Source organism: Metamycoplasma auris (assembly GCF_003253435.1).
Taxonomy (GTDB): domain Bacteria; phylum Bacillota_I; class Bacilli_A; order Mycoplasmatales; family Metamycoplasmataceae; genus Metamycoplasma; species Metamycoplasma auris.
Window position 1 is genome coordinate 101,849 of sequence record NZ_QKUB01000001.1, and the last position, 16,616, is coordinate 118,464.

12 protein-coding genes and 8 tRNA genes are annotated in these 16,616 nt (G+C 29.7%); 19 read left to right on the forward strand and 1 reads right to left on the reverse strand.

What is annotated here, in order from left to right:
- The first annotated feature begins 67 nt into the window (after positions 1-67).
- The 9 genes from BCF89_RS00475 (at position 68) to BCF89_RS07485 (ending at position 1,622) form a co-directional block, all read left to right on the forward strand.
- Positions 68-144: transfer RNA gene (locus tag BCF89_RS00475), tRNA-Pro, on the forward strand.
- A 5-nt stretch (positions 145-149) separates the two neighbouring features.
- Positions 150-226, forward strand: a tRNA-Ala gene (locus BCF89_RS00480).
- A 4-nt stretch (positions 227-230) separates the two neighbouring features.
- Positions 231-307, forward strand: a tRNA-Met gene (locus BCF89_RS00485).
- A gap of 31 nt (positions 308-338) precedes the next feature.
- Positions 339-414: transfer RNA gene (locus BCF89_RS00490), tRNA-Ile, on the forward strand.
- A gap of 2 nt (positions 415-416) precedes the next feature.
- Positions 417-507, forward strand: a tRNA-Ser gene (locus BCF89_RS00495).
- A gap of 6 nt (positions 508-513) precedes the next feature.
- Positions 514-588: transfer RNA gene (locus BCF89_RS00500), tRNA-Met, on the forward strand.
- A 1-nt stretch (position 589) separates the two neighbouring features.
- Positions 590-666, forward strand: a tRNA-Asp gene (locus BCF89_RS00505).
- 4 nt (positions 667-670) lie between these two features.
- Positions 671-746: transfer RNA gene (locus BCF89_RS00510), tRNA-Phe, on the forward strand.
- A 93-nt stretch (positions 747-839) separates the two neighbouring features.
- On the forward strand, positions 840-1,622 hold the full coding sequence (locus BCF89_RS07485; protein ID WP_111518022.1) for a PQ-loop domain-containing transporter: 783 nt from the start codon (positions 840-842) through the stop codon (positions 1,620-1,622).
- A gap of 49 nt (positions 1,623-1,671) precedes the next feature.
- On the opposite strand, the gene BCF89_RS07490 is transcribed toward BCF89_RS07485, so the two are convergent.
- Complete coding sequence (locus BCF89_RS07490) at positions 1,672-2,016, reverse strand: YigZ family protein (protein ID WP_111518024.1); 345 nt, start codon at positions 2,014-2,016, stop codon at positions 1,672-1,674.
- 32 nt (positions 2,017-2,048) lie between these two features.
- Between BCF89_RS07490 and BCF89_RS00525 the strand changes: the two genes are divergently transcribed.
- The 10 genes from BCF89_RS00525 (at position 2,049) to BCF89_RS07515 (ending at position 16,602) form a co-directional block, all read left to right on the forward strand.
- The gene (locus BCF89_RS00525; RefSeq protein WP_111518026.1) at positions 2,049-2,951 is read left to right on the forward strand and encodes an RluA family pseudouridine synthase; all 903 of its coding nucleotides are present in this window, start codon (positions 2,049-2,051) and stop codon (positions 2,949-2,951) included.
- A gap of 86 nt (positions 2,952-3,037) precedes the next feature.
- Positions 3,038-4,051: a hypothetical protein gene (locus tag BCF89_RS07495; RefSeq protein ID WP_111518028.1), complete on the forward strand. Its 1,014-nt coding sequence runs from the start codon at positions 3,038-3,040 to the stop codon at positions 4,049-4,051.
- A 51-nt stretch (positions 4,052-4,102) separates the two neighbouring features.
- Positions 4,103-5,266: an ABC transporter permease gene (locus tag BCF89_RS07500; protein ID WP_111518030.1), complete on the forward strand. Its 1,164-nt coding sequence runs from the start codon at positions 4,103-4,105 to the stop codon at positions 5,264-5,266.
- Between the two features lie 31 nt (positions 5,267-5,297).
- Positions 5,298-5,582 carry a hypothetical protein gene (locus tag BCF89_RS00540; RefSeq protein ID WP_111518032.1) on the forward strand — a complete coding sequence of 95 codons (285 nt, stop codon included), beginning with the start codon at positions 5,298-5,300 and terminating at the stop codon, positions 5,580-5,582.
- A gap of 485 nt (positions 5,583-6,067) precedes the next feature.
- Positions 6,068-6,484, forward strand: coding sequence for a 30S ribosomal protein S12 (gene rpsL / locus BCF89_RS00545; RefSeq protein ID WP_111518034.1), 417 nt, complete (start codon positions 6,068-6,070; stop codon positions 6,482-6,484).
- 28 nt (positions 6,485-6,512) lie between these two features.
- Positions 6,513-6,983, forward strand: coding sequence for a 30S ribosomal protein S7 (gene rpsG, locus BCF89_RS00550; RefSeq protein ID WP_111518036.1), 471 nt, complete (start codon positions 6,513-6,515; stop codon positions 6,981-6,983).
- Positions 6,984-7,008: 25 nt separating this feature from the next.
- Positions 7,009-9,102, forward strand: a complete 2,094-nt coding sequence (gene fusA, locus BCF89_RS00555; RefSeq protein ID WP_111518038.1) for an elongation factor G — start codon at positions 7,009-7,011, stop codon at positions 9,100-9,102.
- Between the two features lie 261 nt (positions 9,103-9,363).
- Positions 9,364-11,565 carry a putative immunoglobulin-blocking virulence protein gene (locus BCF89_RS07505; protein ID WP_170108350.1) on the forward strand — a complete coding sequence of 734 codons (2,202 nt, stop codon included), beginning with the start codon at positions 9,364-9,366 and terminating at the stop codon, positions 11,563-11,565.
- 50 nt (positions 11,566-11,615) lie between these two features.
- Positions 11,616-14,225, forward strand: coding sequence for an Ig-specific serine endopeptidase MIP (gene mip / locus BCF89_RS07510; RefSeq protein ID WP_111518040.1), 2,610 nt, complete (start codon positions 11,616-11,618; stop codon positions 14,223-14,225).
- A 169-nt stretch (positions 14,226-14,394) separates the two neighbouring features.
- On the forward strand, positions 14,395-16,602 hold the full coding sequence (locus tag BCF89_RS07515; RefSeq protein WP_111518042.1) for a putative immunoglobulin-blocking virulence protein: 2,208 nt from the start codon (positions 14,395-14,397) through the stop codon (positions 16,600-16,602).
- Positions 16,603-16,616 lie beyond the last annotated feature (14 nt).

A 16,616-nucleotide genomic window follows, 5' to 3' on the forward strand; every position in this document is an offset into this window, starting at 1 on the left:
AACATATATAATTTTTTAGTGCTTAAAGTGCTTAAGCAAATAATAAGTTAAACTAAATAAAAAGTGTGGAGAAGTAGCTCAGCTTGGTAGAGCACTTGACTTGGGCTCAAGCGGTCGCAGGTTCGAATCCTGTCTTCTTCACCATTTATGGGGGGGTAGCTCACCTGGCCAGAGCGCCTGCCTTGCACGCAGGAGGTAGAGGGTTCGAGTCCCTTCCTCTCCACCATTATGGCACTGTAGCTCAGTTGGTTAGAGCATCCGGTTCATACCCGGAAGGTCAAGAGTTCGAATCTCTTCGGTGCTACCATATGTGCATTCGGCTCAATCGGGAAAGTTTTGGACCCATAGCTCAATGGTTAGAGCAACCGGCTCATAACCGGTCGGTTACAGGTTCGAGTCCTGTTGGGTCCACCAATGGGCAATTACCCAAGAGGCTGAAGGGAGCAGTCTTGAAAACTGCCAGGGGCTTCACGGCCCGCGGGGGTTCAAATCCCTCATTGCCCGCCATTATATCGCGGAGTAGAGCAGAGGCAGCTCGTTGGGCTCATAACCCAAAGGACGTTGGTTCGATTCCAACCTCCGCAACCACGGTCCAGTGGTAAAGTGGTTTAATACGCTTCCCTGTCACGGAAGAGATCGCGGGTTCAATTCCCGTCTGGACCGCCATTTTGGCTCTGTAGCTCAGTTGGTAGAGCAACGGACTGAAGCTCCGTGTGTCGCTGGTTCGATTCCTGCCGGAGCCACCATTTCAGAAATGACAAAGAAACACCCCTGGTGTTTTTTTATTTTATTTAAAATAAATAAGATAACAAAATACCTAAATGCTATAATAATTATTTATGATATTAGATATATTTATTCAGATATTTGGAGCCGCAGGAGCTATTTTTACAATCTCACTCGGCATTCCCCAGTTAATTAGATTATTAAAAAATAAGAAAGCAGAAAACATTAATTATTATTCCTTTTGGATCTTTTTTGTGGGCATTGTAATTTGAATTATTTATGGAGTATTTACACCAAATGAAGATGGCTGATATGTATTTTTAGCTAACTTAATTTGTGGAATTATTTTTTCCTTCACAATTTATTACACTTATGCATACAACAAAGAAATCACTAAAAAGCAACTAAAAATTGCAACACTTTTTATTGTTTTAATTGATTTATTAATTGCAGCTTTTTTTGCTGTTTTTGTTGTTTTGGTAATCCAAAAAATTCAAACAAAAATGTTTTATCCAAAAGAAAACAACAAAATTGCCACTTTTAGTAAAAATGCCTCCATCATTATTGGATTAATTACCCCATCCCTAACAGCATTAGCATTTTTACCACAATTAGTTAAAGGATTTATGACAAAAAACTTCCATGGTTTAAGTCCTTGAATGCCATTTTTATTCATTCTAAACTGTTTATCATGAATGTTATTTTTTACTTTGGTTGTTATCAAAGCAAAAAAACCGGGAACTGATATAGAAGAAAGTAAATCAATTATTAATGCAGCTATTGGTGCTTTAATATGACAGAGTTTAGCTGTTATTTTATACACAGTGCAATTTGCTTTTATTATTGTACATGAACAAAAAATAAAAAAAGCGCAATTTATTGTTAAGGAAGCATAAAAAAAACAAAAATGCCTAAATCAAGTTCTGATTTTAAAAGGCATTTTTTTTATTTAATGAGTAATTTAGCTGCACTTAAATAAGCTCTTAAAAGATTACTTTTTCCTAATTCAATACCGCCATAATAGCGAATGACAACTAGCATTTTATTATAGATTTTTTTAGATTCTAATAGAGTATACAAAGGTATCCCAGCTACACCTTTGGGTTCAGCATCATCACTATAACCATTAATTGTAATTTCGCCATTTTTAATAATATAAGCATAAACTATATGCCTTGCTTTTTTATTTTTATTTCACAAATCTTTAAGAATTTCTTTTGTTTCTTCTTTATCTTTAACGTCAAATAAAAGCGGAATAAATTTTGATTTTTTAATCTCTAGGAAATCCATTTTATCAATTATTATATATAATATTTAACACTATGTTGAAGTTAATTGCTAACTGTGTGCAAAGAATTGATAAATATATTGCATCTAATTCATCAATTTCAAGAAATGATATTCAGCAACTTATTGAAGAAGGTGCTGTTTTTGTTAATCAAATAAAAATTAACAAAAACAAATATATCCTTAAAGAAGGGGATGAGATTGAAATAACAAGACTAATTGATAAGCAAATTAATCTTAAAGAACAACAAATTCCACTTGATATTGTTTATGAAAATGATGATTATTTAATTATTAATAAACCATCAGGATTAGTTGTCCACCCGGCCCCCGGACATAAGGAAAATACACTAGTAAATGGACTAATGTATCATTTTAAGAATAATCTAAGTAATGTTAATGGTCTGCTTAGACTTGGAATTATTCATCGTATCGATAAGGATACAAGTGGACTTTTAATTGTTGCAAAAAATAATGAAACACACGACTATTTTGCTTCATTGCTTAAAGAACATAAAATCAATAGAAGTTATATAGCAATTGTTGATGGCAAAATTGCCAATAAGAAAATTCACATCGATCTTCCCATTGGACGTGATATCAATAATCGCCAAAAGTTCGCAGTTACTGAACAAAATTCAAAAAATGCCTTTACATCAATTGAAGTTATTGACTATTTAAAGATTGATAACAAGGATAAAACAGTTATTAAATGTCAACTAAAAACTGGAAGAACACATCAGATTAGAGTGCATCTTAGTTACATTGGACATCCGATTTATGGCGATCCAATTTATAATAAAAAAGTTGATGATTTTAATCAAAGATTACATGCATATTCACTTGAATTTATTGATAATAAAAATATACAACGAAGTTTTGAAATTCCACTTCCTGAGATTATGGCAAAAGAAATTGAAGCAAATAAATTGAAATAATAATCATATATAATTTATAGATATTTAAATTACTAGTATATATAATATTATGATTTAAATTAGATATTAAAATCAAGGAGGTTTTAATGAGAAATATTGATATAACACAATATTCAAGTCCAGAGGAATTATATGATGATCAAAGCAAAAAGTTTAATTTGTGATGAATTCTATTTTCTTGTTTCCTAGGTGTGTTATGCATACTTTTGTTTAGTATGTTTATCGAATTTGCACTAAGAAAGGATCATTACATAAATCATTATATTGAAGCATTTTCATCTTCAGCAAACCATGGTTCAAATGTTACAGATTTTGACAATCAGGCTTCATTATTCTATACAAGAAAATTTGCATTCTCAATTGTAACTGTGTTTATTTCGCTTGGAATGTTTATTTGACATATGATTTCTTATATTATTGCAATTAAGAAAAAAGATTTTGGTAAATACTCACCTTGATTATCTACTTTATATACTTTTATTATTACATTTGTTGTCATTAATTTATTTTTCTCAATTGGTGGATTCTTTAGATTTCCAAGTTGAGATGTAAATCGTATATTGAATTTCATTTTTACAATTATGTTGCCAATCGGTTACTTTGTATTTTATTGACCATGTTCAAAAATTATGAGAATGTTTAGATATTTAAGAGCTCAACAACAATTAAAACAATTAGGTATTAATGGGAATCCATTTAATATGTTTCCACAAATGTTTGAGAACAATCAAAATCAAAACCTAAATAACAATCAAACTGAATCAAATAATTTCAATCCAGATGAAAAAGCACCACTTGTTATCTTAGATAAAAAAGAAGAAACTAAAATTGATTATCGAAGTCAACTTAATACATTGGATGACAAGCAATTAATCGCGATGGCACAAAAGTTAAACATTTTTGGAGCTTCAGAATTAAGTCGAAATGAATTAATTGAAAAAATTATTTTAATCTTTCAAAGCAATGAGAATTCTAAGGAATCTAAACCTAAAGATAGCAATTCCTCTATAACTAAGGAAGAAACAAAAGAAATTAATGAATTAGATTCAAAGCATCATGATAGCAATAAAGATAATAAGGATGACATTGAATCAAACTAAAAAACTAATTAAGATTTTTTAGTTATTTTAAGTTAGGAGAAAAAAACGAATATGGAATATGCTTTATTAGAGACAAGTACAAAAGCAAATGCAGATGTACAAAAAAGCTCAAGTTCATTACTAATATATTCATTAGTGTTAACACTCTTGTTCATCGTTAACATCTATTTCATGATTAAATTTTTTATTAATTACAAACGAAGTATTGATAAAACAAAAACAACACTGGATGGATACTTAGTAAAAAAATACATGCAAGGAATTAACCTTAAAAGCAATGGATTTTTTAATATTATCTGAATTGCTTCTTTAATATTGGCACAAATCATCATGTCAGCAATTTTACTTGCTAAAGTATATGCAAAACTTGATGTTGATAAAAAATATCTACCAATATTTTATATAACATTAATCTCAGGTATTATTCTACTGTTATCACAAGCTGCAGGACAAATAATTATTTTTTATGTTAAATTTAATTATCCTCAATATAAATCTAAACAAAAAGATATTGAAGCTGAATTGGTTTCTTTGAAAGAATTTAAGAGTGCTGAACTAAATAAAAATTATCCAAACAAGATTAATATTGACTTTGATCGTTTGAAAAATGATAATGTACTTTTATCAAATATCCTAACAAGATGAATGCAATTTTATAATCAAATGAATGAAGATAAAATTGTTACAACTAAGACTCAACAAACAACGAAACCAATATATAGTCAAAAAAAACAATACAACTTATTTTTAAATCAACTATTTAAGATCAATTACTTCCATGAAACATTAGAAGACATCAATAAAAAAGAAGCTCAAAGAGCACAAATGCTTGAAGAGAACAACAATAAAAAAGATGCTATAATCTCAGAAGAAACTAAAATTCAAAATGAAGTTGAGTGAATGAAAAAAATGGATGATAAATCCAAACTTCTAAAAGAACATTCCGAAAGCAAAGAGATGTCAAAAGACGAATTCAAGAAAAATTATGATGAGTATGTAGCAATGAGTCGTTCAATGGATCCAATATATCAATCATCACAAAAAAATTCATGATTATTTTATCGTGATGCAGAAGTTGAAGATTTATTTTATAATGTAAATACAATTATCCATTACACTCTTGAAAATAATGAAATTGTCTTAGAAAAAGAAATTTCAGAATTTCTAGAAGAATATAAGAATCATTTGATTTCAAAATTCCTTTTAACTAGATAATAAAACTAGATATAAAGTCAGGTTAGATACAATGAAAAAAGTAACAAAATTAATGCTATTTTCGTCGCCAATAATAATTAGTTGTTTTAGTGTTGTTTCATGTGCTCCAATTAATAAATTTTTAAATACAATTAAGAATAAAAGTCTAATTGAAATTGATAGAAATATTGAACCTTTTTTTAATGAAGCAAAGAAGGAAGATAAAGATATAAGAGAACTTGAAAATGACATTAAAAAAGCAGTTAGTGAATTAAGAAAAAAAAGAAATTTCAGATTCTTATCCAATAGGAAAGTTCTTTGAAGATTCAAAGGATAAAATCATTAAATCAATCGATAATTTCTATAATTTAAAATTACAACAAGCTCAGGAAGTTATTGAATATGTTAAACAATATAACGAGCTACGAAAAATTGTTACAAAAAATAATTTAGAAAAATTAGAAAATAACAAAAAATTAAACAAAGAAGTATCCGAATATTTTGAAAAAAACTTTAGTAATAAAAACTTTGATATCAACAACTTGAATCTTGATAAATTAAAGGAACAAAGTATTGATCTTGCTAAATTTATTAATGAGATTAAAAATAAATATAAAATTGATATTTAGATTCTTCTAACTTAGAATTTTTGAATTATTAAATTAAGACCTAATGGTCTTTTTTTAATACCTAAAAAAATTAAAAAAAAGATAAAACACCGGTTTAGTTGTTGTATAATTTATTCGTATTTTATTTATAAGATAAAAAGAGTAAAATAATAAATTAAAAATTAATTAAAAATATCTAAATAAGGAGAAAAAAATGCCTACAGTTGCGCAATTGGTTAAACAAGGTCGTAAGGCTAAGAGCACAAAATCAAAAGCTCCTGCTTTGCTAAAAATGTATAACTCATTACAAAAAAAAGAAAAAGCAATTTCTGCGCCATTTAAACGTGGTGTATGTACTCGGGTAGCAACAATGACACCAAAGAAACCTAACTCAGCGATTCGTAAATATGCCCGTGTTAGATTATCAAATGGTCAAGAAGTTACAGCATATATTCCTGGAGAAGGACATAACTTACAAGAACACTCAGTAGTTTTAATTCGTGGTGGTAAAGTTAAAGACTTACCTGGTGTTAGATACACAATCGTTCGTGGAACACAAGATGCAGCAGGTGTTAATAATAGAAAACAAGCTCGTTCACTATATGGAACAAAGAGACCAAAAAGTAATTAATTAGAAAGTTAAAAGAAAGGAAATAAATATGTCAAGAAAACATAAAGCACCAGTTAGAGATGTTTTAGCAGATCCAGTTTTTAACTCAAAAATTATTACCAAATTAATTAACACAATTATGTTAGATGGTAAGAAATCCGTTGCCGAAAACATTTTATATAGTGCATTTGATATTATCAAAGAAAAAACTAATAAAGATCCAATGGAAGTATTCAATAGCGCATTGGAAAATGTAAGTCCACAACTAGAAGTTCGTTCAAGAAGAGTTGGTGGTTCTAACTACCAAGTTCCATGTGAAGTTAGTGCCAAAAGAAAACAAACTTTAGCATTAAGATGAATTATTCAATATGCCAGATTAAGAAATGATAAAACAATGGAAGAAAAGTTAGCTCACGAAATTATTGATGCATCAAATAAAATGGGTGGTGCAATTAAGAAACGTGAAGATACACATAAAATGGCTGAGTCAAATAAAGCATTTGCTCACTTCAGATGATAATTATTTAAGAGTTTAGGAAAAACATATGTCAAGAGAATATAAATTAGATGATTATCGAAACATCGGAATAATGGCTCATATTGATGCTGGAAAAACTACAACAACAGAAAGAGTTTTATATCACACAGGAAAAATTCATAAGATTGGTGAAACACACGAAGGTGCTTCACAAATGGATTGAATGGTTCAAGAACAAGAACGTGGAATTACAATTACTTCTGCTGCGACAACAACATATTGAAAAAATAAAAGATTAAACATTATCGATACTCCAGGACACGTTGACTTTACTATTGAGGTCGAAAGATCATTACGTGTACTTGATGGTGCTGTTGCTGTTTTAGATGCCCAATCAGGTGTTGAACCTCAAACTGAAACCGTTTGAAGACAAGCAACTAACTATAGAGTTCCAAGAATTGTTTATGTAAACAAAATGGATAAAATGGGCGCTAACTTCAAGGCTTCTGTTGAATCTTTAAAGAAATTATTAGGAGCTAATGCTCACGCAATTCAACTAAATATTGGTGAAGAAGCACAATTTAGTGGAATTATTGACTTGGTGACAATGAAAGCATATGAATTCGATGGTGGTGTCGATGAAAATATGAAGGAAATCGAAATTCCAAGTTATTTGAAGGATGAAGCTTCATTAATGAGATCATCTTTAGCTGAATCATTAGCTGATTTTGATGAAGAATTAATGGAAATGTTATTGATGGAACAAGAAATTCCAGTTGATCTAATGAAAAAAGCACTTAGAACAGCAACATTAACTGCTAATTACTTCCCAGTAGTATGTGGAACATCATTCAAAAACAAGGGTGTTAAGTTAATGCTTGATGCAGTTGTTGATTATCTACCAAGTCCACTTGATATCCCTCCAATGAAGGCATACAAAAATGGTGAAGAAATTACAATTCCAGCTTCAGATGATGAATTCTTTTCTGCTTTAGCATTTAAAGTTATGAATGACCCATTCGTAGGAAATCTAACATTCTTTAGAGTATACAGTGGTGTTATTAATAAAGGTTCATATGTAATCAACTCAACTAAAGGCGAAAAAGAAAGACTAAGTCGGATCTTATTAATGCATGCTAACTCAAGAAGTGACATTGAAGAAGTTAGAACAGGAGATATTGGTGCTGCTGTTGGATTAAAATATACAACAACAGGAGATACATTAATTGATGAAAAACACAAAGATGTAGTTCTTGAAAATATGAACTTCCCTGAACCAGTTATTTCACAGGCAATCGAACCAAAGACAAAGGATGCTTCTGAAAAGTTGTCACTTGCTCTACAACGTCTAGGTGCAGAAGACCCAACATTTAAATACTACACTGATGAAGAAACAGGTCAAACAATTATTGCTGGAATGGGTGAATTACACCTTGATATCATTATTGATCGTTTAAAGAGAGAATTTAGAGTTGAAGTAAGTGTTGGTGCTCCTCAAGTTTCATACCGTGAAACAATTACCAAATCAGCAGAGGTTGAAGGTATTCATAAGAAACAATCTGGTGGTAAAGGTCAATATGGTCATGTTTGAATCAAATATGAACCAAATCCAGATGGTGGTTTTGAATTTGTTGATAAGATTGTTGGTGGAAAGATTCCTAAGGAATACATTAAGTCAATTGAAAAAGGACTTAAAGAAAAAATGGCAATTGGAATTCTTGCTGGCTATCAAATGATTGATATTAAAGCAACATTATTTGATGGTTCATACCATGATGTCGACTCTTCTGAATTGGCTTATAAGATTGCTGCCTCAAAATCACTAACAAAGGGACGTGATCTATTAGGCACTGTATTACTAGAACCAATTATGGACGTAGCAGTAGTAGTTCCTGAAGATTTCTTTGGTGATGTTATGGGAGATATTTCTCGTAGAAGGGGTCAAATTCGTGATAACGAAACAAGAAATGATGGCGCACATGTAATTAAGGCATATGTTCCATTGAGTGAAATGTTTGGTTATGCAACACAACTAAGATCGATGACAACAGGTCGTGGTACATACCAAATGTGATTTGACCACTATGAAAAAATTCCACGTAATCTAGCTGATGAAATCATTAAAAAACGTGGTGGAAAAGTTTCAATTGATGAAGATTAAAATAAACTTTTATCAATTAAAAAATTAAAAAACTCATTTTTAATAAGTCAAGTAAAACCTTGAAAAGAAGGTTACTTGACTTATTTTTTAGTAATTTTTCTAAATTTTAGAATTTTAAAAAGTATCTCAATTTGAGTTGAAATCGTGCATTTTACTTTAGAAAATTGTTTTTTTTTTTTTTTAGTAAATTATTTTGCTATACTTTTGTTTTTAAATTTTTAAGTATTAAAAAATATAAATAATAAAGGTCTAGTTTTAGTTATGAGATTATTTAAAAGTAAGAAAAATAAAAAAATTGCAATCGCACTAGGATTAAGTTTAGTTTTGGGAATAGCATCCTCTGGAATACTGTATGCTCATAACCAAAAAAATCATCTTGGAATAAGTTATGTTAATCATAACCAAGCATCCCCTGAGATTTTTAATCGTGGTGCTGCTGATACTTCTAATGCTGCAATCTCAAATACAGATAGAAACCTAAAAGAACTTACTACTCCAATTGAAACTGAAGATACTAGACCAATTGTCCAACCAATTGAAATAACTAAACCTGAAGAAACCCCCAAGGATGAACCTCAACCAACCCCTATGCCAACACCATCTCCAAAACCAGAACCAAAAAAAGAAACTGAAAGTGTAGTTCTTGAACTCAATGGTGTTAGAGTAAATGCAATTGTTGAAAAACCAGCAGGTCAAACTTTAAATGATGCTGACATTGCAGCAGGAATTACAAATAGAAATCCTTTTGTGTATGACTTAGTTGGAAGAGTTGTTTCTGTCGAAGTAACAAAAGAATTAGAAGCAGCCGTTTCTAAAGACTTATTAGACCATAAAACTCTAGGTCTTAAAGCATTTCAAACTTCATTTTTTAGTAGTTTTTCATTTGAAAAAAGAGAAGGAGAATATGATCCTGAATTATTTTTCAAACAAAACTATGATTATTGACAAAGAGTTTTACAACGTTTTCGTAAATTATTAGATGGCCCAAGAGTACTTGAATTTCTATTACCCGAGAAAAAAGAAGAATATTCTAACAAACATTTTGATTCTGATGATATTAGGTATGCTTGATTGATCCAAAATCTAGATTATTCAAAATTTAATACTTTATCTGCTGGAGCTAAAAAATTCTTAGGTGAAGGATATACTGCAACTGCTGATAATGTTTACATCAATGAAAATGGTGAATTAGATTCATATGGATATGATGTTCCTGCAGGTTATAACAAAGTAACAACTCTTTACGAAAAACTAAATAAAGAAAGAAGAGTATTTAGTATTTCAGGATACTATGGAAGAAATCCAGACCAAATTAATAAAGGGGAATATCCTGGATGAACCAAAAGAGATGCTACAGGTGAATTTAATAGTTATGGCATAGGTAACGGGGATGACATCAAAGTATTTGAATTAAGTAAAACTGAAGATGGAAAAGAAAGAAAAGAACTTGCAGTTGAAATAGATGCAGCAAATTCTGAAGGGTATAAAAAGACGCTAGAATTCATAAATAAACTAAAGAGTGATGGCAAAAAAATTACTTCATATCGTATTCGAAATATGGGTAAAAATGATCCAAATCAAGCATTTAAAGAAATTATGAAAGCACTTCCTGATGATTTGCCTCACCTTGAATTATTCTTTGCTGCTAGTGCAACAAATACTGCATCATTGATTGAACTTGAAAATAAAAAAATCAAAGAACTTTCATTATTTACATTAGGTAACATTCACCTTGATAGTTGATCAATTAATCCTCTTGCTCTAAAAGGTGTTGAATGAATAAACACAATTGATTACTCAAACAATTATGGCATTCAAAATGCGGCTTCAAGAATTGTCTTTAATACCTTAGCGTTCGAAGAAAGTGATATTCAAAATAACTCATCAGATAAGTATAAACGAATCAATGATGGGCTAAGAATGGCTTACTATGTAAGAAATAATGAAGGTATTTTCCAAGGTAACTTTGGACCTGGAAATAATCCAGATAATGACGAAGGAAATAGTAGTTATCCAACAAGACTTGATTTTTCAGGAGCACCTTCAATTAAGAGTCTAAAAGGTTTAGTATTCTATGATAAATTTAATTCAAATAATCGACCAAGAAAACTAAAGAACCTAAAATTCTTCAATGATAAATCATATTTTGAAGTATCTGGAGATGACTTAGATGGTGGTCAATTAGATAGTGTCATGGCAATTGGCGAGCCAGCACCTCCTAAAACTAAGATTGAATTTAGTAATGGAACAATTACCCAAAAAATTAGAATTAAAGGAAAAGCTCAATTAACTGAATCAGCGCTATCTAATTTAGGTGTCTTAATTTCACTTGCTGAAATTCCTAGAAATATAGAAGTTGAAGGTGATGCTAGTGAACTTAAATCTCAATTAAGTGCTAGAGGATACAATGTATCTGAATATTCAGGTTCCTCTTCTTCATCAGAGGATGATTCGTTTAACTAATGCTTAAATTAAAAAAATATCGTATTGATTAATTAATAAGGAAAAAACTTATGAAAAAAAATCTAAAGCATAATAAGATATTGTTTTCTTTTATTGGAACAGCAATGCTTAGTGTTCCATTTTTATTAGCAATTTCTTGTGAAAAAAATAACAAGATTAATGATGACAGTGAAAATAAAAATAACGAAGTAGATAAAAATTACTCTGATGACCAATTTAAGAAAGATATTGCTTCTTTTGATGGAAAAAATCTTGAAGATATTTTTGAAGTTTCTTTTGCTAAATTCTTTTCAGGTAAAAAAGATAATGTATATGCTTCAGAACTTCAATCGCAACCAGGTTTTTTAGATCTTAAATTTAAAAATAAGAAATTTGAGAAGCAAATTGACTATAGAGTTGATGGAATTAAATTAGAACCAAGAGCTAATGTCACCGGTGAAGCAGAGATTATTGTTGTATTTAATAATAAAAACAAAAAAAACAAAACCCAGGAAGTAAAGACCTTTAGCTTGAATGGATTAGCTTCAAATCCAAATAATACTGATCGAAGTGGGAATAGGCCTTCTAATTACACTCCTTCTTCATTGAAAAATGAAGAAATTAATGAGTACATTAGAAAATCACAAGAAGAGCGTTTTAAGATTGATAATGAAAAACATCTAAAAGGGTTAAAGGATTATTTGGCTTTTGCAACTGGAATTAAAGAATGACAATCATTAAGAAAAGATCTTAAGGCTTCATCAACTCAAATATCCACATTTGATGAAAAAGCAAAAAAACTAGGTCAAGATACTTTTGAAAATCAAGCTTATAAAGGTTTTAGTCTACCCTCATATAAGAATGGTGGGTCAGAAATTGATGGACTAGATATTCTAGAAGGTCAAGAAATGCCAAAGAGACCATCTGAAATTGATGTTATTGGAAAACAAAATCCTGATGCTTCAATTGGTTTGGCTAGAAAAATTGTTAATGAACATTATTTAGATATTGCTAAGCAAACCTACTCAATACGTTTAAGTAATTTAAGAGATTGAAAAAACGAAATAGCAAAAAATGAATCTGATATTGAATATTTGACAAAGAATACTAATGAATTTGATAAATTAAAAAAGGATAAATTAGAACAACTAAAAAAAGATAAACAAGTTGTTGAAAAAGAATTTGATGCAAAAATTGCAAAGTTAGACAAAACTTTAAAAAATGCTGAAGAAGAAAGAAAAAAGAAAGCATTAGATGACTACGATAAAAGTATTAAATATTATGAAGAATTAGACAACAATAAATATATTGAATTTTTAACAGATCAAATAGCTGAATTTAAGAAAAAAGCTGAAGAAAATAAAAGAGAGAAGAAAGAACTTATTCCAGAAAATGGAACTATGTGAATTCTAGATTATCAACTTAATGAGCAAGGATATCCAACAAAATGATATTTTGGAACTAATTCACATGTTGCTAGAGCTCTAACTGATAATTTGGAGACTTTTTCAATTACAAAAGTTAGTGATGATTTAAAAGTTGGTTCAACATTGAAACTTTCATGATTGGATGATAAGATCCATACCTATGGGTTTACAAATGATGCAAAAGGTGCAATAAAAAAAGTATTTGATGGTGTTGACTTCTTAAAAGATGATCATAAAGCACAAAAATTCTTATCAGAAAAATCAAAGGCTAAATTTGGAGATTTGCACTCCTTTGCTGACTTCGCAGTGCTTGAAATTGACTTTTCAAAGATAAAAAAAGAGCATCTATCAATTACTGCAAATAACAATTCTCTTCTTGATAAAAAATCATATGTAAAAAATGAAACTGATAAATTTTCAGAAGAATTAGCTAAAGATATTACTAATAATTACAAAGATAGAACTAATAAGCACATCAAATTTAAAAAAGATTCATATCTTAAAGATTACAAAAAAATCGATTTCCCTTTTAAAGGCAAAATAGATAGTAATATTGATCAACTTTATGCAGTTGGATGGCCTTCTTCAAAAGGTGATTATTATTTAGAAAGATATGTTGATGATGATCAAAGAGAACAACAAGATCATTCATTTAGTCTTTGAACAAATACTGAATTTGAATACTTTAAGTCACCAGTTGTATCTGGCGAAAATTCATACGTTAGCCCTGAAAACCTAGAAAAATTCAAACGTGGTAATTTCTTATCTTATCAAATTGGTTATCGTTCATTTGTAAATAAACCAGGAGTTCTAGATACATTTATTGCTTCTCCAAAAGCAGGTGATGATTTTATTGAAATTAATGGTAAAAAGTATGCTAATATGGCACTTGCTTATATGCCTCGTAGATGAGCTCCAATTGGTGGAGCCTCAGGTTCTTCAATAAGAAACCAAAATAATGAATTAGTTGCAGTATATTATGCAACTAATACATCAGCGCGTGTTGGTATGGCTGTGGCATTTAGATCTGAAGGATTCAATTATGAAGGATTATATGGCAAATACAATTTACCTCAATATGATCTAATATATGGTGGTGGTAAGGACCAAAAGAGTTCTTATAAGGATGCACTTAAAGAAATGTATAAAGAACAAAATGGAAGTTTTAAAACTAACCTATTTAAAGAAGGACTAGATAAAGAAATTTCTGATTTCAAATTTAATAAAGTTCTAACTGGAGATGATATTAAATAATTTCTTACTTTAGATTTTAAAATAAAACTTATAGCAACCAAAAAATGTTATGAGTTTTATTTTAATAATTGAATTTTATTGCATAAATATAGTTTAAATTTTGTTAAAATAATTTATTTATTTTATTAAGCATTAATCCCCTAAATAACTTAAGGAGAAAAAGTAATCTATGAGTTCCTTTAAATCAAAAAAGACTAAAAAAATGATTTTATCTTTAGGAATTGCTACATTGCTAGCAATTCCCTTAGGAGTTTTTGTCTATAGTCTTAATCATCGAAATCATTTAGGGATTAATTACATCAATAATAATCAATCAAATCCTGAAATTTTTAATCGTGGTTTTGCTAACTCATCCAATGCTTCAATTTCTAATTCTGATCATAATCTAAAAGAATTAAAGACTCCAATTGTTACTGAAGATAAGATTGAAGAAAGAATTCAACCAATTGAGGTTGATAAGTCAAATCACGAAACAAAACCAATAGAAAATGCAAATAATAACGGTAATTTAGATTCAGATAATATTGAAATAAAAGAAGTTGTAATTAATGGTGTTAAAGTAATTCTTCATGCTGAAAAACCTCCAAAAAGAATTTTAGATAAACGTGATATTGATTCAAGGATTACAAATAGAATTCCATATATTAATAACCATGTTGGAAAAGTTCTAAGGATTGAAGTAACTGAAAAATTAAAGGAAGCAACAGTTAAAAATTTAGTTAATGGTGAATGAAGCAGTTTAGAGAACTATACAAATACTTTTTTAAGTGATGATATTCCCCTAACTAAAACTAAGGAATTTGATCCTGACTTATATTTTAGAAATAACAGTCATGTATGACAACGAATGATTGATCGTTTTTGACGTTTACTTGAAAGTGAAAACGTTGTTAATTTCCTAAACGAAGATGCCGCTAAAAAATGAAGAGACAAAGAAAATCTTCATTTTGATTCAAAAGATTTAAAGTATGCTTGATTAATTAAGAATTTAGATTATAGCAAGTTTACTAAATTATCAAAAGGAGCACTTGAATATCTAGGTCAAGGATATACAGCTTCAGCTGATAATGTTTATGTTGATGAAAATGGTGAGTTATCTTCATACGCCTTTTCTCCTGCCCCTGGATATAATTCAGTTACAACAAGACAAGAGAAAGACAATCGAGAAAGAAGAGCATTTGCAATTGATGGATATTATGGAAGAAATTCAGGTGATATTGCTAGTGGGGATTATCCCGGTTGAACAAAAAGAATTGTTACAAATGATGAAAAATTCAAGGAATTCAATGTCGGTAATAACGATGGGATTGTGATTACTGAATTAACTAGAGAAAAACAAGACCCAGGTCTTGCAATCAATAAAGGATATGTGGTTGAAATTGATGCAGCAAACGAAGCTGGATTTGAAAAAACTGAAAAACTAATTAGAGATCTACAATCTAAAAATATAGAAATAACTTCATATCGTATTCGAAATATGGGTAAGAAAGATATTAATCAAAGTTTTAGAAGAATCTTTAAAGCCTTACCTAATAAGCTTCCCCAACTTGAATTATTCTTTGATGATCGAGCAACAAATACTGAAGCATTAATTGAATTAGAAAATAAAGAAATCAAGGAATTATCAATCTTTACAATTGGAAATGCACTACTAGATAATTGATCAATCAATCCTTTAGCATTAAGAGGGGTTGCGTGAGTTAATACAATTGATTACAATATCAATCTTGATTCTAAAAAATTTGATATGGCTTCAAGAATTGTTTTCAATACTCTTGCTTTTGAAGAGAGTGATATTAAAAAAGAACAATCAGATCCAAAAGAGAAATTCAAACGTATAAACGAAGGTCTTCGGATGGCTTACTATGTAAGAAATAACGAAGGTGTTTTTCAAGGTAATTTTGGTCCTGGGTTAGATCCTGATACTGACGAAGGAAATAATAGTTATCCTACAAGAATTGATTTTTCAAGAGCACCTTCAATTAAGAGTTTAAAACATCTAGTTTTTTCTGATTATATTAAGGAATCTAATCGAAGTAGAAAATTAAAGAACGTTAAATTCTTTAATGATAAACAATGATTTGAAATTAGTGCTGATGATCTTGATAATGCACAATTTGATAGCGTGATTGCGCATGATGAACCAGGTCCACCAAAAGCTAAAATTGAATTTAGTAATGTGCTGGAAACGCAAAGTATTAGAATTTCTGGCAACAGTGAACTTAGTTCCTCAGCACTAAGTAATTTAAGAATTCTTTTAAAACTAACTGAGATTGGAAATCCAATTCAAGTCGATTCAAATGCAATTGCACTAAAAAATCAACTAACTAAATATGGTTTTAATGTTGAAGATAGTTCTGATGAAACTTTTAACTAATTAAAATAAGGATA